At 64.5% G+C, this 19,074-nt stretch carries 20 protein-coding genes; 6 read left to right on the top strand and 14 right to left on the bottom strand.

Translation table 11 applies throughout. From position 1 onward, the window contains the following. Window positions 1-33: 33 nt before the first annotated feature. The 10 genes from pufC to ACOOE2_RS00490 all read right to left on the bottom strand — a co-directional run bounded on the left by pufC (window position 34) and on the right by ACOOE2_RS00490 (window position 9,702). Window positions 34-1,113, bottom strand: coding sequence for a photosynthetic reaction center cytochrome PufC (pufC, locus tag ACOOE2_RS00445; protein ID WP_420381055.1), 1,080 nt, complete (start codon window positions 1,111-1,113; stop codon window positions 34-36). Continuing rightward, window positions 1,110-2,084, bottom strand: coding sequence for a photosynthetic reaction center subunit M (gene pufM / locus ACOOE2_RS00450; RefSeq protein ID WP_420381056.1), 975 nt, complete (start codon window positions 2,082-2,084; stop codon window positions 1,110-1,112). Before pufM ends, pufC begins: the two co-directional genes overlap by 4 nt. Before the next feature lie 16 nt (window positions 2,085-2,100). Then, on the bottom strand, window positions 2,101-2,925 hold the full coding sequence (gene pufL / locus ACOOE2_RS00455; RefSeq protein WP_420381057.1) for a photosynthetic reaction center subunit L: 825 nt from the start codon (window positions 2,923-2,925) through the stop codon (window positions 2,101-2,103). Window positions 2,926-3,054: 129 nt separating this feature from the next. Continuing rightward, complete coding sequence (gene pufA / locus ACOOE2_RS00460) at window positions 3,055-3,240, bottom strand: light-harvesting antenna LH1, alpha subunit (protein WP_420381058.1); 186 nt, start codon at window positions 3,238-3,240, stop codon at window positions 3,055-3,057. A gap of 47 nt (window positions 3,241-3,287) precedes the next feature. Further along, window positions 3,288-3,443, bottom strand: coding sequence for a light-harvesting antenna LH1, beta subunit (gene pufB / locus ACOOE2_RS00465; protein WP_420381059.1), 156 nt, complete (start codon window positions 3,441-3,443; stop codon window positions 3,288-3,290). A 138-nt stretch (window positions 3,444-3,581) separates the two neighbouring features. Further along, window positions 3,582-5,039, bottom strand: coding sequence for a chlorophyllide a reductase subunit Z (gene bchZ / locus ACOOE2_RS00470; protein ID WP_420381060.1), 1,458 nt, complete (start codon window positions 5,037-5,039; stop codon window positions 3,582-3,584). Next, window positions 5,036-6,571 carry a chlorophyllide a reductase subunit Y gene (gene bchY / locus ACOOE2_RS00475; protein WP_420381061.1) on the bottom strand — a complete coding sequence of 512 codons (1,536 nt, stop codon included), beginning with the start codon at window positions 6,569-6,571 and terminating at the stop codon, window positions 5,036-5,038. The genes bchZ and bchY overlap by 4 nt, the downstream gene beginning before the upstream one ends. A 4-nt stretch (window positions 6,572-6,575) precedes the next feature. Beyond that, window positions 6,576-7,559 (bottom strand): chlorophyllide a reductase iron protein subunit X, encoded by a 984-nt coding sequence (locus tag ACOOE2_RS00480; protein WP_420381062.1) that lies wholly within the window; start codon window positions 7,557-7,559, stop codon window positions 6,576-6,578. Continuing rightward, window positions 7,556-8,482, bottom strand: a complete 927-nt coding sequence (gene bchC, locus ACOOE2_RS00485; RefSeq protein WP_420381063.1) for a chlorophyll synthesis pathway protein BchC — start codon at window positions 8,480-8,482, stop codon at window positions 7,556-7,558. The genes ACOOE2_RS00480 and bchC overlap by 4 nt, the downstream gene beginning before the upstream one ends. Before the next feature lie 89 nt (window positions 8,483-8,571). Continuing rightward, a complete protein-coding gene (locus ACOOE2_RS00490) occupies window positions 8,572-9,702 on the bottom strand; it encodes a methyltransferase (RefSeq protein ID WP_420381064.1) in 1,131 nt (376 codons plus the stop codon). Between the two features lie 71 nt (window positions 9,703-9,773). Between ACOOE2_RS00490 and crtD the strand changes: the two genes are divergently transcribed. Both crtD and ACOOE2_RS00500 read left to right on the top strand, forming a co-directional pair. Further along, window positions 9,774-11,336 carry a 1-hydroxycarotenoid 3,4-desaturase CrtD gene (crtD, locus tag ACOOE2_RS00495; protein ID WP_420381065.1) on the top strand — a complete coding sequence of 521 codons (1,563 nt, stop codon included), beginning with the start codon at window positions 9,774-9,776 and terminating at the stop codon, window positions 11,334-11,336. Next, window positions 11,237-12,169: a hydratase gene (locus ACOOE2_RS00500; protein ID WP_420381066.1), complete on the top strand. Its 933-nt coding sequence runs from the start codon at window positions 11,237-11,239 to the stop codon at window positions 12,167-12,169. The genes crtD and ACOOE2_RS00500 overlap by 100 nt, the downstream gene beginning before the upstream one ends. Here ACOOE2_RS00500 and ACOOE2_RS00505 read toward each other — a convergent pair. Genes ACOOE2_RS00505 through ACOOE2_RS00520 form a run of 4 tightly spaced genes read right to left on the bottom strand, consistent with a single transcriptional unit; the run spans window position 12,116 to window position 15,892 of the window. Beyond that, complete coding sequence (locus ACOOE2_RS00505) at window positions 12,116-12,349, bottom strand: hypothetical protein (RefSeq protein WP_420381067.1); 234 nt, start codon at window positions 12,347-12,349, stop codon at window positions 12,116-12,118. The two genes, ACOOE2_RS00500 and ACOOE2_RS00505, sit on opposite strands and share 54 nt — an antisense overlap. Beyond that, the gene (gene bchO, locus ACOOE2_RS00510) at window positions 12,349-13,236 is read right to left on the bottom strand and encodes an alpha/beta fold hydrolase BchO (RefSeq protein WP_420381068.1); all 888 of its coding nucleotides are present in this window, start codon (window positions 13,234-13,236) and stop codon (window positions 12,349-12,351) included. Before bchO ends, ACOOE2_RS00505 begins: the two co-directional genes overlap by 1 nt. Next, on the bottom strand, window positions 13,233-14,930 hold the full coding sequence (locus tag ACOOE2_RS00515) for a magnesium chelatase subunit D (RefSeq protein ID WP_420381069.1): 1,698 nt from the start codon (window positions 14,928-14,930) through the stop codon (window positions 13,233-13,235). The genes bchO and ACOOE2_RS00515 overlap by 4 nt, the downstream gene beginning before the upstream one ends. Next, window positions 14,927-15,892, bottom strand: a complete 966-nt coding sequence (locus ACOOE2_RS00520) for an ATP-binding protein (protein WP_420381070.1) — start codon at window positions 15,890-15,892, stop codon at window positions 14,927-14,929. The genes ACOOE2_RS00515 and ACOOE2_RS00520 overlap by 4 nt, the downstream gene beginning before the upstream one ends. Window positions 15,893-15,947: 55 nt before the next feature. Between ACOOE2_RS00520 and ACOOE2_RS00525 the strand changes: the two genes are divergently transcribed. The 4 genes from ACOOE2_RS00525 to ACOOE2_RS00540 all read left to right on the top strand — a co-directional run. After that, the gene (locus tag ACOOE2_RS00525; RefSeq protein WP_420381071.1) at window positions 15,948-16,427 is read left to right on the top strand and encodes a TspO/MBR family protein; all 480 of its coding nucleotides are present in this window, start codon (window positions 15,948-15,950) and stop codon (window positions 16,425-16,427) included. 126 nt (window positions 16,428-16,553) lie between these two features. Further along, window positions 16,554-17,429 carry a hydroxymethylbilane synthase gene (gene hemC / locus ACOOE2_RS00530; RefSeq protein ID WP_420381072.1) on the top strand — a complete coding sequence of 292 codons (876 nt, stop codon included), beginning with the start codon at window positions 16,554-16,556 and terminating at the stop codon, window positions 17,427-17,429. A 2-nt stretch (window positions 17,430-17,431) separates the two neighbouring features. Then, on the top strand, window positions 17,432-18,295 hold the full coding sequence (gene hemF, locus ACOOE2_RS00535; RefSeq protein WP_420381077.1) for an oxygen-dependent coproporphyrinogen oxidase: 864 nt from the start codon (window positions 17,432-17,434) through the stop codon (window positions 18,293-18,295). After that, window positions 18,292-19,074: uroporphyrinogen decarboxylase family protein (locus tag ACOOE2_RS00540; RefSeq protein WP_420381073.1), on the top strand; the 783-nt coding region annotated here is incomplete at its 3' end. The genes hemF and ACOOE2_RS00540, both read left to right, overlap by 4 nt.

Below are 19,074 nucleotides of genomic sequence, written 5' to 3' on the forward strand. Positions count from 1 at the left end.
CGGCACCGCCGATCCCGTCGGTGCCGCATGCGGTCATTTTTGGGCTTCCACCGGCGCCTTGTCATAAGGCGCCGCACCGCTTTGCAGGAGCGCGGTCTGTATGGTCGGGCCTCGCAGTGCCGGGGCCTGGGCAATCATGCTGACCCCGCCGAGCGGTTTGTTCTGGCCCTGGTGGCAGGTGGTGCAATTGGCTTTGTAGGGATCGCCCTGCGGCCCCTTGCGATAGCCGGGAAACACCGCTTGCAGCGAGTTGATGTACTCGTCGTTGATGTTGCGGACCATGCGTATGCCGTAATACGCGGTGACCCGCTGCGGCCGGCTCAGGTTCCAGGCGCGGAACGACTGGGTGTTGTGGCAGAATGTACAATTGACCCCAAGAGCAGTGCTCATGTGCATCATCAGCCCATACGTCTTTTCGGTATCCTTGACCGAAGCATGCGACGTTGGCGATGGCAGAGCCGTATCGCCCGCAACCCGGATCTGGTTCGAGCCATGCAGATACTGCGTAAAGGGATCATAGGGCAGCGAGGCATAACCGACATTGGCGTCGGGCGTGTTCTGGCCGAATTTGTTGCCACGGATGGACCCGGGATTCGGCGCGCCTTCCGCCATCGCCCATTTGTATTCGGGAACGGCGTTGCCCCGGTGGCAGGTATAGCAGGTTACCCCGGTCTGCTTGACATGGTCCGACCAACGCGAATTGATCGTCTGGGTCATCTGCAGCATGCGGCGCGCCACGACTTTGGTGTATTTCTCGTCCGACGCCATGTTTTCGGGGTTGTGGCAATAGTTGCAACCCTGCGCCGGCGGCGCCACCCACTGGCTGATCTCGGCCATCAGGTGGTTGAACCGTTCGGTACTGACCCCGCCAAGCACATGCACGTTCTTGTATGTCTGCGCCGCAGTCGGCCCGCCGTCGGGCGGCAGCGGGTACGGTTCGGGCGGGATGATGGCGGCCGGCTTGAGGTGCGCGACATCATAGATCTGATCGAGCCCGGCGCCACGATAGCCGGTCTGCTGGGACTGTTTGGGCCCCAGTTCGCACCCGCCGACCAGGAGGACACTCAATCCCGCCATGGAACGCAGGGCGATTGCGCTGATACGTCGGCTCATTTCGGCGCTCCCGGCAAAAGTGCAGGATCGATGACACCAGTGCCGGGATAGCTGGGCGCATAGCCGTGCATCACGGCCCACAGATACCAGTTGTCGACGACCGTACCCGTCAGCAGGATGCCGATGCCGCCGGTCAGCGGCGTGAGCACCGCAAACCACCATGCCCAGCGATGGATCGATTCCATTGTCGCGTTGAATCCCATGGTCCAGCGCCAGAACAGCGCCGCGCGTTCGGCGGCTGTACCGCGATCGGTGATCTGTTCGATCTCGCGCTCGCCACCATAGCGTCCGACCGCCAGGATCGTCGCGCCGTGCATGGCGAACAGCAAGGTCGATCCATAAAGGAACACGATCGAAAGGCAGTGAAACGGATTGTAGAACAGATTGCCGTAGCGGATCGAGAACGCCGCGGTCCAATCAAGATGCGGGAAAATACCGAACGGGACGGCTTCGGCCCAGCTGCCCATCAGCATCGGGCGAATGAACCCCAGCGTGATGATCAGGAAGATGCCGGCACCAAAGGCCCAGGCAACATGGTCGCCCATCCCCAGCGCCCTGCCGCGGCGGAACGTACGCAGCCACCACAGGATCAGCGCGCTCGTCATGAAAAACCCGGCCATCTGCCACCACCCGCCCTGCGCCAGCGGGACGAACAGGGTAAAGCCCCACTCCGGTCCCGGCGGCTCGAGCGCGAGCCAGGGCAGCTGCCGCACGAACTGGATCGGATTCCAGTTCACGCTGGCCCACATGTTCAGGCCGATGATCTCGAAACTGAGGAATGCGCACACCAGCGAAGCGATGCCCAGTTTGCCGAGATAAATCGGCCCGATCTGCGCTGCGCCGATTTTGCCGGCCCAGTAATTGTATGTGCTGAGTTCACTGCGCGCAAAGCTTCCCGCGGGCAACGGGGGTCCTGCTTCCAGCGGACCGCGCAATTGCACCTGGGTGAACATGTTTTGATAGCGTGCCATCGACTAGCTCCCCCCTTCAAGACCAAATCGGCAGATTGAGCCACCAGGTCCACCATTCCGGCCAGCCTCTGGTCCACAACGGTCCCGAAATAATGATGCACACCGCGCTCCAGAACCCGGCGGACAACGCCAGAAACAGACCCAGACGGTGAATGCCCAGCGTACCGACCGAATACCCGATCGTGTCGCGGAAAAATGCGTCTTCATATTCCGGCGATTTGACAGCCTCGCCCTTTTGCGGGTTCACCGAGGACAGCACCAGCGCGCCGTGAAAGGCCAGCGCACCGCCGGTTACGAAGAAAAAGCTGACGGCGATCATGTGCGCCGGATTGTAATGAAAGTGCAGATATTGGTAGCCGGTGTTCGAAACCCAGTCGAGATGGCTGAAAATGCCATAGGGAAAGCCAAATCCCCACGCGCCAAGCAGGAACGGCCGGATCACCTCCAGGCTGACATAGGCAAAGATCGCAAAGCCATAAGCGAACGGAACGTGATAGCCCATGCCCAGCTTGCGGCAGATCTCAACCTCGCGCAGCGCCCAGGAGACAAAGGCTCCGATCGCGCAAACCGTGATGACTTGCCAAAATCCACCCTCTCGCAACGGCGCAAACGACAAGCCGTACGCGATATCGGGCGGTGCGATGCTGATCAGCCACGGGTTCCAGGTCGGGCCGAGCGATGCTGCGTAAAATATCAGGGCTGTGCCGAGCGATGCGGTAATCGCAGTCATTACGCCGAAAAAACCGACGTAAAACGGGCCGACCCAGAAGTCGAACATATCGCCTCCGATCAGCGTCCCTCCGCGGACCCGGTATTTTCGCTCGAAGCTCAGCAGCGCCATGGCTATTCCCCCAACCCGCAGCAGCCGCGGCGGATTGTCTTTTTTAGATATGATTGCGCGTTTCCGAGTGGGTGGGAACCGGCACGGGGCCAGCCCACACGCACTCGAAATCGCATTGGCAACGCGTGGTCAGGGCGCCTTGGTGCCTGGCACTGCCGCCCCGGCAGCAAGCGGAGCCGTGCGCGGGCCATCAAGCCAGTTGAACTTGTTGGTGCTGAGCAGGATGAAATGAATCATCAGTGCGAGCACAAACAAAAAGATGAACAGTGCGACCAGCGCACGGCGCGGGTCGAAAATCAGCCAAATCCGCCACATGTCGTGGACTCCCCTTACTTACTGCCGAAATTGGTGGTTGACCGGAGTCAAAGCCAAGGACGCCAGTTCCACACGAGCACGTGGGCAATGATTGCCACCGTGGTAAAAATCAGGAAGCTGATCATGAACAGCTTGTGGAATTCCTTGGCCTCTTCAGGCGTCAGGTATGTCCCCGGTCCCATCCGGTCGTTTGGATCACTCATGGCTTGCATCTCCTTTGTTCCCGACGAGGATGGAGCATTGAACGCGCTCCCCGGCGGTATCCGCACAGGCAAAGGTGCCGGCAGGGATTGGTGTACGCGCGCGGCCCCGATCGGGACGGGCGGGAATGACGGTCGCGATCACGATGCCTGACTTTCGGTCAGGGCTATCGCCAGGCGTTCGGGGGTAACGCACGGTTCGCCGGCGCGGCGCGCGGCGCGTTCGGCGGCATCGCGAATGCGCTTGGCCATCGAAATCCGCACCAGCACCGGCGCGCGCTCCACAGCTGCGTCAAACGCGGCCTTGGCATCGTCGGCCCATGCCACTTCACGCTCGAACCGTGCCGGCGTCGGGTCGGCCTTGTCGAGCTGGCCAGCCAGCGGCAGGATATGAAACAGCGCGTCGAACAGCGCGTTGCAGACTTCCTGGACAAGATAAGTCGCGCCGGAATAGCCCATGAACGGCGTGCCGGTATGACGGCGGATCACCGCGCCGGGAAAGCTGGCCGGAATGAATACGCCATCCGGGCCGGCGCGCGTGCCCGCTTCGGCCATGTACATCCGTTCGTTGAAGCTGCCGAACAGGACAAGCGGCGGATTGGTCGCGATCATGTCCCTGATCGCCTGGTTATCCGATTTCGTGCCGGCGCAGCGCGACACCGCAAAGTTGCACGGCAATCCCATATCGTCTTCGAGGAATTTGCGGATGCCGCGCGCATATGTGTCCGTGGCCACGATGCCGAAGCTGGCCGTGCCGAAGAAATCCTGCGTGACAGAGCGCCACAGATCCCACAGCGGCTTTATCGTCGTATGCTTCTCGCGCGCGATAAACGGTTCGGGATCGAGCCCGGTCAGTTCGCCAAGCGTGCGCAAGAAGCGCGTGGTGCTCTCGAGCCCGATCGGCGCCTGCAGATAAGGGCGTTCCAGTGCCTCGCACAGCCCGCGACCGAATTCGCGGTACAGGCAGACATTGACCGACGCGAGCGCGAGTTTGCGGACGTCGGCGAGATGGCTGCCAAGCGGAAACACCATGCCGACTTCGGCACCGATGCCTTCGATCAGGCGGCGGATTTCGGCCAGATCGGATGGCATGTTGAACGTGCCGTACATCGGTCCGATGATATTGACGCGGGGCTTTTCCCCGTCGCGCAACGGGCGCAGCGCCGGAACTTTCTTGGGCCCGAACTGGGTCCAGAGCCAAGTCAGCGCGCGATCACCGGCCTGCCACTGGTCCTCGTCGATCGTGCGCGGCAGAAACCGCTGGATGTTGGTGCCTTCGGGCGTCACGCCGCCACCGATCATTTCGGCGATGGAGCCCGTCACGACGACCGCAGGCAGATCGGGATCGAGCGTCGCCCAGGCCCGCTTCATCGCGCCCTCGGTGCCGTCGCGGCCCAGTTCCTGTTCGCCAAGGCCCGTGACGACAATCGGCAGTTCGTGCGGTGGCAATGCGTCGGTGTAATGCAACACCGATGTGACCGGCAGATTTTCACAACCGACCGGCCCGTCGATGATGACCTGCAGGCCCTTGATCGCGGTGAACGCATACACTACGCCCCAATATCCGCCCGCGCGATCATGATCGATGATGAGGGTCATGTGCCGACATGCTCCTCTGCCTTGGCCGCAGCGATGCGCCTTGCGGCATATTTCGCCTTGAATTCCGGGCGATCGACCGGGGTGTCTTCCCACACGCCCGCCGTCGGACCGGTGCCGACGCCTTCGAAGAACGCCGTCATCTTGTCAAAGCGATGCTGGTTGCCAAGCGCGGCATTGACCACGGTCGCCAGGCTGCCGGCGCCGGCCACGCCCATCAGCGGCCGCGCCGAAATCAGATTGGTGAAATAAAGCCCCGGGATCGCCTTTTGCTTGGCATGCTGGACAACCGGCGTCGTGCCGATCGCCAGATCGGGACCGAATTCCTCGACCGCGGCAATATCCTGTTCCAGGCTGGCGCGATATTGTACGCGCGCGCCGTGCGCTTCCAGCCATTCGCGATCCGCCTCGGACCAGATCGTGCGCGGGCACGCCGTGCCGACGTACGGCACATCGGCGCCGCTTTCGATCAGCAACCGGGCGACCAGCAGTTCCGAACCCTCATAGCCCGATACGGTAATCCGCCCGGCAATCGGCCGGGCAGCGAGCGCGCCGCGGATGGCCGGAATGAACCGGTTTTTCGCCGCGTCGATTTTCGCCTGCGCCACGCCGCATGCCGCACCGATCGCATCGAGCCACGCCGCGGTACCATCGGCACCGACCGGCGCAGATCCCACGACGCTTCGCCCGGCCGCCTCGAATTCGCGGATGCTGGCGGTGTAGAACGGATGGATTGCACCGACGACCGCGCAGTCGAGCGCCGCATACAGTTCGCGCCATTCGCGCGTCGGCACGACCGGCCCGGCCGCAAGACCCAGCGGCTCCAGCATCAGCCCGATGCCCGGCGGATCGGCGGGAAACATTTCACCCAGCAAAGTCACGGTAGGCCGATCGGCCCGATTGGCAGGCGCGGCGACCGGCCCGACTTCGGCTTCCTTGCGCGCATAAGCCAGCATGGCACCCGCCAGCACATCCTTGGCTTCGGCATGGGTCGGCACGCCGAACCCTGGAACATCGATGCCGATCACCCGCACGCCATTGATCTGGCTGGGCAACAGTTGCAGCGGCACACCCGACGCGGTCGGCACGCACAGATTGGTCACGACGATCGTGTCGTAAAGCGCAGGATCGGCCAGACCTTCGACCGCTTCCTTGATATCCTCGAACAATTTACCGGTAACGAGCGTTTCCGAAGAGAATGGCACGTAGCCGACGCTGCGCCTGGCGCCATAAAAGTGCGCGGTAAACGTCAGGCCATAAACGCAACACGCCGAGCCCGACAGCACCGTTGCCGTCCGCCGCATTCTGAGGCCGACGCGCAAGGATCCGAATGCCGGGCACATCGATTGCGGCTGGTCGTGCGGACCTTTGGGATAATCCGCCGCATAGCGATCGAGAACGTCGGACTTGCCGGCGGCAAGCGCGGCATCGCGCAGTGTCGATTGCGATCCACACCCGCCGGCATCGGCGACGGCGAGATCGATCACATCGCGTTCGCGCGCCTGTAACGTATCGGGTTGGGTGGCGGCGTGCATACCGTCAGACCGCGTCGTAGACGACTTCGAGGGACGGTTTGACGACGTATTCCTTGCCGCGCATGTCGGCCTGGGTCGCGGGGCGCAGCGTAAAGTCCGCGCCCGTCACATCGGCGCTGAATAGATTGAGCAGCCCATCCTGATCTAGCGGCGCCGGCCGCAACGGCGGCGCCTCTGCAACATTGATCGCCAGTTCCTCGAACAGCGATGCCCATTGCCCACCGGGTTTGCCGATGATCTGGTAATTCGCGCTCTTTCTGCGGATGTCCTCGTTGGCGGGAATGGCCGTCAACACCGGAATGCCGACCGCCTTGGCAAAAGCATTGGCTTCGCCAGTGCCGTCGTCCTTGTTCAGGATCATGCCGGCAACGCCGACATTGCCGCCCATCTTGCGGAAATACTCGACCGCCTTGCAGACATTGTTGGCCACATACAGCGATTGCAGATCGTTCGACGCGACGACGATCACTTTCTGGCACATGTCGCGCGCGATCGGCAGGCCAAAGCCGCCACAGACCACATCGCCCAGGAAATCGAGCAGGACGTAGTCAAAGCCCCATTCGTGGAAACCCAGTTTTTCGAGGGTTTCGAAGCCGTGAATGATCCCGCGCCCGCCGCAACCGCGACCGACTTCAGGGCCGCCCAGTTCCATCGCAAACACGCCGTCGCGCTGAAAGCAGACATCCTCGATCCCGATCTCTTCGCCGGCGAGTTTCTTTCTCGAACTGGTTTCGATGATCGTGGGCGTCGACTTGCCGCCGAACAGCAGGCTGGTCGTGTCGCTTTTCGGATCGCAGCCGATCAGCAGCACGCGCTTTCCCTGCTGCGCCATCATGTAGCTCAGATTGGCCAGGGCGAACGATTTCCCGCTGCCGCCCTTGCCGTAGATCGCGATGATCTGCGTCTGTTTGGTTACCGGTCCGGTCGGTACCGGATCGGGCTCGAACGACGCTTCTTCACGCAGGAGGCCTGGATCGAACATGCTCATATCGTTTTCCAATCCAAGACCATTTTCAGGCATTCGGGGTCGGTGAATGCCTGGGGATAGGCGTCGAGCGCCTGAGATGCCGGGCGCTCGTGCGTGATCAACCCGCCCAGGTTCAGCGATCCGGCATCGAGCAGCGCGATCACCGCGGCGACATCGGCCGGCGTAAATTCAGCAGAGATCCGCATCCGCGCCTCGCGCATGAACGCTTGCGGAAATGCAAAGGACAGCCGGTCGTAAAATCCCGCCAGCACCACTTCGCCGCCCTTGCGCAGGCGCGCAAATGCCAAGTCCAGCGCATCTGTTGCGCCGCTCGCGTCGCAGATTACGGCGTAATCGCGCCGATCGTCGGCAGCAGGGTCGATGACCGGATAGTCGAAATTATCGCGGCGCGCAGGATTGGTGTCCCATACCGTCGGCGCCGCGCCACCCATCGCCATCGCGATCCGGGCGATCAGGCGGCCCAGGATACCGTGGCCGATCACCAGGTCAGGCACGCCGCCCGCCACGATCGCGTGGCGCGCAGTTGCCGCCAGCGCCAGCAGGATACCATCGCGGCCGATCGATTCGCGAATCGGAATGGCGCGCGCCTGCGGCAGGATCACCGTCCGGGCCGTTCCGCCAAACAGGCCCCGCGCATCGCGATAGCAATTTGCACCGGGCACAAACACCCATTCGCCGATCCGCGCACGGGCATCCGCGCCGGCATCGACCACGCGCCCGATCGATTCGTACCCGGGAACCAGCGGATAGCCCATGCCCGGGAAAGCCGGCATCTGCCCGGACCAGAGCAGCTTTTCCGTGCCCGAGGACACCCCGCTCCATTCGATTTCGACACGGATGTCGCCAGCGGTCATCGCAACCAGCGCCAACGATCGCAGCGCGAGCCGTTCCGGTGCCTCAAGTATGACCGCTGTGGTATCCATCCGAAATGTCCCGTGCCGCCCACCAGGGGTTGGCTTGGATGTAATCTTATCTTGACGATTTAAGTTGTCAAATAAATTGGACACTAATTTTAGCGGATCGCGATTATCACGCTGGCAGTCAGCGGCATCGCGGTCGGCACCAGTTTCGTTCGGCCAAATCCCGCCGCGCGCAACATTGCCGCAATGTCCGTTGCGCTGCGCGGGCGGCCCGATCCCATGGCCAGCAGGTAAAAGCCGAAATAGGCATCACCGGCCGCTTGCGCTCCACGGGTCTGGGCCATCGGCTCGGCGATCAGCACTGTGCCGCCAGCCGGTAGAGCGGCGTGAATGTTGCGCAGCAACGCCATTGCGGGGGCATCGTCGTGGTCGTGCAGGACCCGGATCAGCGATATGCAGTCATAGCCTTGCGGCAGCGGATCGACGAGGAAGTTGCCACCAAACACCCGCGTCCGCGCCGCAAGGCCAGCGGCATCGAACCGCGAACGGGCGCGATCGACGACCGCCGGCAGATCGAACAGGCCAAGATCCAGCCTGGGCACTTGCGCGCCGACTGATCCGAGAAACCCGCCCTCCCCGCCGCCAACATCAAGCAGCCGGCGATGGCGATGAAACGGATATGCGGCAATGACTTGCGCGGCGACCATCGGCTGCGACGCCGCCATAAGCGCCGAATAATCCGCCACGGCGCCGGCGTCGCCACCGCCAGCATCCTGCGCATAATGCCACAGCTGCGACAATGCGCCACCCCCGCCGCCCCGCCGCAACAGCGCCACCGGATCGGCCAGATCGCGATAAAGCAGGGCATGGTGCGCCACCATTTCGGCAATCCCGCGATTGCCCCGCAGCGCCGCGCCGCTGCTACCAAGCGCCCACAATGACCCGACCGGCTCTGCCAGATCAAGCGCAGCGGCAGCGCGCAGCAGTCGGTCGGCGCCCGCTTCGGGCAGATCGATTCGCGCAGCGATCGTCGCCAGACCCTGCGGCCCATCGGCCAGCACATCGAACAGCCCGGTCTGGACACACGCCGCCAGGATTTGCGAATACGTGAACCCCGCCACCAGATCGAACAGCGCCTTGGCCCGCCGCCGGGCAACCGGCCTGGTCAGCACGAAGCCGGCCGCAAAGCGCTGAAACCGGGGCGATGCCAGCAGACGATTTCGCCAGCCCAGACGGCGCAACCGCCAGGACCAATCGAAGTTCAGGAGTTTGGACGATTTCATGTGTCCAATCTTGTGGACACATGTTAGCCTTACGTCAATCACAGGGTACACCGGGTGGAAGGCTCAGGCGAATGCCAATCGACAGCGTGGTCGTGATCGGTAGCGGAATAGGGGGGCTGGTCAGCGCCGCGCTGCTGGCCGCCCGCGGCTGCGACGTGACGCTGGTGGAGGCCGCGGAAACGCCCGGTGGCAAGGTGCGCGCCGTGCCGGTCGGCGGCGCCGCCATCGATGGCGGGCCAACGGTGTTCACGCTGCGCGCTGTGTTCGAAGACATATTTGCCGCATGCGGCGCAGTGCTGGCCGATGAGGTCGTCATGCGGCCCGCCAGCACTCTGGCCCGCCATGCCTGGGGCCGCGACCGGCTCGACCTGTTTGCCGATCCGGCCGCCAGCGAAGCTGCGATCGGCGATTTTGCAGGAGCGGCCGATGCGCGTGGCTATCGCGCCTTTCGTGCCGAGGCCCGCCGGTTGTTCGACGCGCTCGATACGCCTTTCATGCGCGCCACCAAGCCCGATCCGCTGACATTGGGGTGGCGCATGGGCGCACGCGGATTCGCCGACTATTGCACGTTGCGCCCATACACATCGATGTGGCGCGCGCTCGGCGGCTATTTCAGCGATCACAGGCTGCAGCAGCTGTTTGGCCGTTATGCCACCTATTGCGGATCATCGCCGTTCGAATGCCCGGCCACGCTGATGCTGATCTCGCATGTCGAAGCGAGCGGGGTGTGGCTGATCGACGGCGGGATGCACCAGCTGGCGCTGGCGCTCGAAGCGTTGGGTCGGCGCAATGGCGTCCGCTTTCGCTATTCCTCGCCGGTGCACGAGATCGTGATCGAACACGGCCGTGCAGCGGGCGTCGTGCTGGCAGGCGGAGAGCGGATCAGAGCAACATCGGTCGTTTGCAACGCCGATCCCGCTGCCATCGGCGCCGGTTGCTTCGGCCCCGCCGCACGGCGCGCAGTCGCGCCCGTTGCGCGGCGCCGCCGCTCGCTCAGCGCGATGGTGTGGACTGCAAAGGCAAGGACGTCGGGCTTTGCGATGCTGCGCCACAATGTTTTCTTTTCTGACGATTACCGGTCCGAATTTGCGGCCTTGCGCGCCGGACGGCTGGCCGTGGCCCCCAGCGTTTATGTCTGTGCGCTCGATCGCAACGATGCAGGGCACGCGCCCGATGGCGCCGAACGCCTGCAAATTCTCGTCAATGCGCCCCCCGACGGCGATGCAGGCAGCGGGACCCCATTTACCGAAGCGGAGATCGACAGATGCACTTTGGCAATGCTGAACAGCGTTTCGCGGGCGGGACTTTCGCTCGATCTGGCGCCGGCAACAGTCCTGACCACGCCCGGGGATTTCGCGGCGATGTTCCCGTCGACGGGTGGAGCCCTTTATGGACCGGCCTCGCACGGGTGGGCGGCCTCCTTCCGCCGCCAGGGCAGCCGGACAGCGATCCCTGGGCTTTATTGCGCGGGGGGCAGCACGCACCCCGGCGCGGGCTTGCCGATGGCGGCGCTTTCCGGCCGCTTAGCCGCCGATTGCCTGCTGCAGGACCGCGCTTCGATGTCGCGGTCGATCCCGGCGGCTATGCGTGGTGGTATATCGATGCGACGAGCGATGACGGTTCCTGCGGCCTGACGATCATCGCCTTTGTCGGCAGTGTGTTTTCGCCCTATTACAAATTGAGCGGGCGCAGGCGACCGGACAACCATTGCGCGATCAATGTATCGCTGAACGGCCCGCGCGGGTCTGCCTGGGCCATGACGGAACGCGGTGGACATCGCGTACACCGCGACGCCGACACCTTTTCCGTCGGCCCGAGCGCAATGCGCTGGGACGGTGACAGCCTGGTGATCGACATTGCCGAGATCTCTGCGCCCCTGCCCTACAAGGTGCGCGGCACCGTGCGCGTGACGCCCGAGATGCTTGGTACCACTGCGTTCCATCTCGATCCCGCGGGCCGGCACCGCTGGCACCCGGTCGCACCGCGTGCCAGGGTCGAAGTCTGCATGACCCATCCGGCCGCGCGTTGGTTGGGCGATGGCTATTTCGATTCGAATTTCGGCACCGAACCGCTCGAAGACGGGTTCGACGACTGGCACTGGTCGCGGGCGCATCTCGGCAATGACGTGGCCGTGCTGTACGAAGGCCGCCGCCGTGGCGGCGAGCCGTTCGACCTGGCGCTGACATTCGACCGGCAGGGGCGCTGGCACGATGTCGATCAACCGCCATCGGCGCGGCTGCCGCGCACGGGCTGGCTGGTAAAGCGCGCGACCCGGGCCGATGCCGGCCATGACCCGCGCGTGATCAAAACCTGGATCGATGCGCCGTTCTACGCCCGATCTGCGCTGGACACCCGCCTGTTCGGGGAAAACGTCGTCGCCGTACACGAAAGCCTGTCGCTCGGCCGGTTCCGCTCACCGGTCATCCAGTCGATGCTGCCTTACCGGATGCCCAGAGCTTTCTGGTAAGGGCGCGCTTTCTGGTAAAGGCGAGCTTTCTGGCAAGGCCGCGCTTTCCGGCAATTCACGCGATGCCTGTTTGTCGCGGCGGATCTCGCGGTTGACCGAAACGAGTTGCCACAGGCCGATGCTCAAGGCTGGTACGGCGCAAATCGCCATATCGAACAGACTGAAATATTGGCTGCCCATCAGTGCTCTTCCATAAATTGCCGGATGATCGTGGCGACTTCGCCGGGTCGTTCCTCGTGCGCAAGATGGCCAAGGCCGGCGATGGGCATCACGGTCGCGCCGTCGATCATTGCCGCCGCGGCACGCGCGCTCGACAGCGGTATCGCGGCATCACCACCGCCATGGACCAGCAGCAGCGGTACCGTCAGGCGCGGCAGATCCCGCTGCAACGCGCCCAGATCCCAATCCGCCATCATCGTGATCGCGCCCGCACAATGGCCAGGCGTCGCAAGCAGCCGCGTATAAAGGGAAACGCCTTCGGCATCGATCCTTGAGCCGGTGCTGCGCATCAGAAACCGGGCAGTCTCACCGCTGGTCTGGGCAAGCCTTGCGAACAGGTGCGGCGCCAACGGATTGACGAACAGCATGCGCGCCAACGTCGGAAACAGTTTTGCCGCAAGACCTGGAAACGGCAGCAGCGCTGCGCCGATACCGACGATCGCGACGGGTTTGACGACATCGTCGATCACCATGCGGATCGCAATTGCCGCACCCGCGGAATGCCCGATAATTCCATGCGGCCGCATGTCGAGCAGATCCAGCAAAGTGCCAAGTTCGCGCGCCATCGCGCGCATCGTCAGGCCGCCCGCCGGCCTGCCCGACGTAAAGCCGTGACCAGGCAAATCGGGCATGACCACCGTATAATGATCGGCCAGCGCCGGCGCGAGCGCGCGCCAGCTGTGCGTTGCAGCCCCTGTGCCGTGCAGCAGCAAAAGCGTCGGCGCGACGCCATCTTGCGGCCCCATCACTTGCACATGCCAGCGCAGCCGTCCGCTTGTGACAAAGCGACTGTGCGCGCGATTGGGCCAGTCGCGCCCTTCGACATCCCAGCGTGGTGCCCGGCTCATTGCGGTTGCGCACTGCGCACGGCGGCATGCATGCTGGCCGCATCGGCGCGCGGCAGAGGAAGATAGCGCGCATGCATGGCAGCCGCCAACGCCGCGCCTTCCGGCCTTGGCCGCGGCGAAATGTCGACAAATGCCGATGCAATTCCGGTTGCACCGATCGCCCGGGCCGCGGCCTGGGCATCAGCCTGCGCGGCGGTGCGATCGGTCCCGCCATCGGCGGCAATATTGGCGCGGCCATCGGTCAGCACGACGACAAACGGCGTACGCCCCCGCGCGCGTCCCGTTTCGGCAAGTTCACGCGCCGCGTTCAGTCCGGCAGCCAGCGGCGTCCCTCCCCCACCGGGCAGCGCAGCGAGCGAGCGCCGCGCGCGCGCCAGCGAACGGGTCGGGGGCAGCAACACTTCAGCCGCCACGCCCCGGAACGCCACCAGGGCAACCTCGGCGCGCTTTACATACGCGGCCGCCAGCAACAGCTCGACCGCGCCCTTTGCTTCGGCCAACCGCGCCATGGCCGACGAACCCGAGGCATCGACAGCGAAAATCGTCAGCGCCTGCGCCCGCGTCTCAAAGCGGCGAACGCGCAGATCGTCGCGGCGAACCTGCACCCGCCCCGTGTCCGCACCGTGTTTGCGGCGAAGGGTTTGCCAGGGGGCCGCCGCACGCAGCGTATCGATCAGGCTCAACCGCCGTCCGCCACCCGGCAGCCCGGCGCGCGCGCCCATCGGCCGCCCCCGGGCATGCGATGTTCGCCGTTCCCCGGCGCCGCTCGCGCGCGATGTGCGGCGCGATCGGCCCTCGGCAATGCGCGCCAGCACATCTTTGGGCAGCGCCGCCAGCGCGGCGGCCAGCACCACGTCGTCGAGCGGCGCGGGCTCGCCACGCTCCTGTTCGCCGCCGTCATCGGGCGCAGGGGGCGTCGCCTCGGGGATGGACGCGTCGTCTTCGGGGGCGCCCGGCACACGCGTGGCACGCGGGGCCAGAACGAGCCGCGCGGCGAGCATGACATCGTCCTTGCCGATCGCATCGCGGCCCGCCAGAACCGCACCTGCTCGCGCCGCGCGCAAGGCAAACAGCACTGCGCGTGCCGAATCGATGCCCAGTGCACATGCCGTGGCGACAAGGGCTTCCAGGATTTCTGGCGATGCTGCCCCCGATATCGCAGCAGGCGTGCGAGCGACAGGATCGCAGGCCCCATCGAAATCACGGACCATGCTGCCGGTCAGATCTATACGGAAGGCCAGACGCTCCGCCAGGGCAGACGGAACCGCCTCGTCCGGTTCGATGCCGTCGTCGAGCGCGACCAGGACAAAGGCGGCCGGCGCGGTGCCGACAGCGCCGCTGTCGATCACGGCCGCCAACCGTCCGGCAAGAGCATCGGACATGCGTTCGGCCATAGGTACGACCACAACGCCGCCATCGGCCTCGACCAGCAGCCCGGCGTGCGACACCGCCCGCCCCGCCGCCAGAGTCGCTGTCAGATCGATCCCGCCCAACAGCCGGTCGTCATCGATATGCACGGGCATCCGCCGTATCGGGGCTGTCGCCGGCAGGGCACCGCGCACCGCCGCAATGACCGCGTCACGGATATCCCCGCCTCCGCGCAGGATCATGCCGCCAAGGCCCGGATCGATCGCGCACAGCCGCGCGGCCAGGATTGCATCGGCAAAGACGTCGTCTTCGCCCGGCGCAATCATGCACCCAGGCCTTCCAGCGCACGCTCGATCCGCACCGTCGATCCGGTTTCGTCCAGCACATTGCGCCGCAGCCGGTGGCGCAACGCCATCGGCGCCACGGTCCGGATGTGATCATGGGTTGCGGCATCGGCGCCATCGAGTGCCGCCAGCGCCCGTGCCGACCGCATCAGGGTCAGCTCTCCGCGCAGGCCGTCTGCGCCGACCGCCATGCACAACCGCGAGGCAAACATCAGCACGGTATCGGGCACAGCGACATTTGCCAGTGCCGCGCGACCGCGCGCGATCCGCCGCAGCGCCTTGCGCTCTTCGCGTCGCCAGCTTTCCACAAAGACCTCGGGCGTGCGCTCGAACGCATCGCATCGTTTGAGAATTTCCACGCGCTGCGCCAGGTCTTGCGGCGTACGCACTTCGACGGACAGTCCGAATCGGTCGAGCAATTGCGGGCGCAATTCGCCCTCTTCCGGGTTGCCGCTGCCGACCAGCACAAAGCGGGCCGGGTGCCGCACGCTCAGGCCCTCGCGCTCCACCACGTTTTCACCCGATGCCGCAACATCGAGCAGCAGATCGACGATGTGATCCTCCAGCAGATTGACCTCGTCGATATACAGGAACCCGCCGTTGGCCCGCGCCAGCAATCCCGGCTCGAACGCCTTGATGCCCGCCCCCAGTGCCCGTTCCAGATCGAGCGCCCCGACCACGCGGTCTTCGGTCGCGCCAAGCGGCAGATCGACGAAGGGCACCGGCACGGTACCCTTGCGCAGCGTGCCGTCCTGATATCCGGCCAGGCCGGCCGGAATGGGTGGCAGCAGGGCGGCCAGGGCGCGCACGGCAGTCGATTTGCCGGTGCCACGATCGCCGAACACCATGACCCCGCCGATGCGTGCATCGACCGCAGCAATCATCAGCGCGCGTTTCATTTCGTCCTGGCCGACGATTGCGGAAAATGGGAAAGACATGCGCATGGGGGATGTGTAACAGGAGTTGGACACTCCACAAGACGGACTCTGCAGGACCGCCATGACCTTGCCCTCTACACCTGCCATCATTGCCGCTGCCGTCGCGATTTTCCTGGGCGGGTTTGGCGGGCTGATGACCCCGATCGGGCCCTGGTATCACAACTTGCGCAAACCCGCGTTGCAACCGCCGAACTGGCTGTTCGGGCCGGCCTGGACGATCATCCTCGGGCTTGCCGCATGGTCGGCGGTGATTGCGTGGAATGCGGCGCCCGATCACGCCGCGCGCACCAGCGTCGTGATCCTGTTTGTGACCAATGCCGTGTTTCACACCGCGTGGAGCCCGTTGTTTTTCCGCATGCGCCGGCCCGATCTGGCCCTGATCGAGGTGGTTTTCCTGTGGGCGTCGCTGGTCGCGCTGGTGGTCGGGCTGTGGCCGATTTCGCATTTCGCCAGCCTGTTGATCGTGCCTTACCTGCTGTGGGTCAGTTTCGCCTCATGGCTGAATGCGGCGATCGTCCGGCTCAATCGCCCGTTTGCCTGACAGCCCGTCCCTTGCAATCTGCCCCACGCCGGGTGCGTGATCAGGCTTTGCGCAAAACAAGAAAGACCCCTGGATGCCGCATATTGAACTGGTCTTGATGCTGCCTTGCGATGGAGCGGCATTTTCGTGACTCACCTCAGGATTGGTACGCGCGGTTCACCCCTTGCCCTGGTACAGGCGGGCATGGTGCGCGACGGTTTGATCGCCGCGCACGGAATCACGGCCGAGATCGTTGTCATCCGCACGACCGGCGACATCGTGCAGGACCGGCCACTGGCCGAAATCGGCGGCAAGGCGTTGTGGACCAAGGAGCTCGACCGGGCGCTGTTGGGTGGTGAGATCGATTGCGCAGTGCACTCGATGAAGGATGTCGAAACGGTCCGCCCAGCAGACATCAGCATCGCTGCGATACTGCCGCGTGCCGATGTGCGCGATCGGCTGATCGGGGCCGCCTCGATTGCGGCACTGCATCAGGGGGCGACGGTGGGCACGAGTTCGCCGCGCCGCCGGGCGCAATTGTTGCGGATCCGCCCCGATCTGACGATCGTCTCGTTTCGCGGCAACGTCGACACCCGGCTGGCCAAGCTGGCAGCTGGCGAAGCCGATGCGACATTGCTGGCGGCAGCCGGCCTCGAACGGCTCGATCGCCCCGACGTGGGTGTCGCGATCGCGCTCGATGTGATGCTGCCCGCGCCGGCGCAAGGCGCGGTCGGCATCGAAATTCGCAAAAGCGATGCGGCGATCCACCGGTTGGTGTCAGCGCTCGACCATGCGGCGACTCATGCCAGCGTGCTGGCCGAACGCGCATTGCTTGCCGCGCTGCATGCCGATTGCCATTCGCCGGTTGCGGCGCTGGCCCACACAGACGGCACGATCCGCGCCGAATTGTATGCAGAAGATGGCAGCGCGCATGTCGCCGGGTCTGGCAACGATCCGGTAATGCTGGCGCACGATCTGCTGGCCCGGGCACCTGCCAGCATCCGCCAGTTGTTCGCCGCATGACCATGCCAGCACTCGACACCGAACAGGCCGCCGCGCGCCAGTGGTTCGAACACCTGCGCGACCTGATCTGCGCCGAATTTACCAGCATCGAGCGCGAGGCCGGTTCCGATGCCGATTTCGCATACACCGCCTGGGACCGTACCGAACCGGACAGATCGGCAGCGGATGACACGGCCGGCGAATTCGGCGGCGGCGTGCGCGGCGTGATGAAAGGCAAAGTGTTCGAAAAGGTCGGCGTCAATGTGTCGACCGTGGCGGGCAATTTTGAAGGCGACTTTGCCCGCACGATCCACGGCGCGGGCGACAATCCCGGCTTTTTTGCCACCGGGATCAGCCTGGTTGCGCATATGGCCAATCCACACGCGCCGGCGGTGCATATGAATTGCCGATTTCTGGTCACCACCAAACGCTGGTTCGGCGGCGGTGCCGACCTCAACCCGCCCTTGCCCTATGACGAAGACACGGCCGATTTTCATGCGACTCTGCAAAGCGCGTGCGATCGGCACGATCCGGCGTATTACCCGCGATATCGGCAGTGGGCGGACGACTATTTCTATATTCCCCATCGTCAGGTCCATCGCGGCGTCGGTGGTATTTTCTACGACCATCTCGAGGGCGATTTTGCCGCAAATCTTGCCTTTACCCAGGATGTCGGCCGGGCGTTTCTCGACGCCTTTCCCCGGATCGTGCGCCGGCGCATGGACACCCCCTTCAGCCCCGATGATATCGCACAGATGCTGGCCTGGCGCGGGCGTTATGCCGAATTCAACCTGGTCTATGACCGGGGGACGCTGTTCGGGCTGAAGACCGGGGGCAATATCGACGCCATCCTGATGAGCCTGCCGCCGTTGGCGACGTGGTCATGAGGCCGCTCCTGCAAGTCCTGAAGGGCGAACGCGCCGCGGTGCCGCCGGTATGGCTGATGCGCCAGGCAGGACGATATCTGCCGGAATACCGCGCGTTGCGGGCGGACAAGGGCGGGTTTCTGGCACTGGCAACCGATTCGCCAAGTGCGGCCGAAATCACGCTGCAGCCGATCCGACGGTTTGGCTTTGACGGTGCGATCCTGTTTTCCGACATTCTGATCGTGCCCTGGGCGCTGGGCCAGGATTTGCGCTTTGGCGTGGGCGAAGGTCCGCGCCTGGCTCCTGCGCTGGTCGATCATGCGCTGGCCAGCCTGGTGCCGGATGCGACCCGCTATGAACCGGTCTATGAAACGGTCCGCCTGGTCGCTGCGGCGCTGCCCCCGGAAACGACCTTTCTGGGTTTTGCCGGATCGCCCTGGACCGTTGCCACATACATGGTCGCCGGCGCCGGCAGCCGCGATCAGCATGAAACCCGGCGCTATGCCTACCGCGATCCCGATGCGTTTGCGCTGATCATCGATACCATTGCCGATGCCACGATCGCCTATTTGTCCCGCCAGATCGAATGCGGTGTCATGGCAGTGCAGCTGTTCGACAGCTGGTCGGGCAGTCTCAGCCCGGCACAGTTCGAACGCTGGGTGATCGCACCCAATGCCCGGATCATCGCCGCGCTGCATGAACGCCATCCCGGCGTCCCGGTGATCGGCTTTCCCAAAGGTGCGGGCGGCAAGCTGATCGCCTATGCGCAGCAAACCGGGGCCGACGCGATCGGGATCGAT

The sequence above is a fragment of the Novosphingobium sp. genome, assembly GCF_965214355.1.
Classification (GTDB): domain Bacteria; phylum Pseudomonadota; class Alphaproteobacteria; order Sphingomonadales; family Sphingomonadaceae; genus Novosphingobium.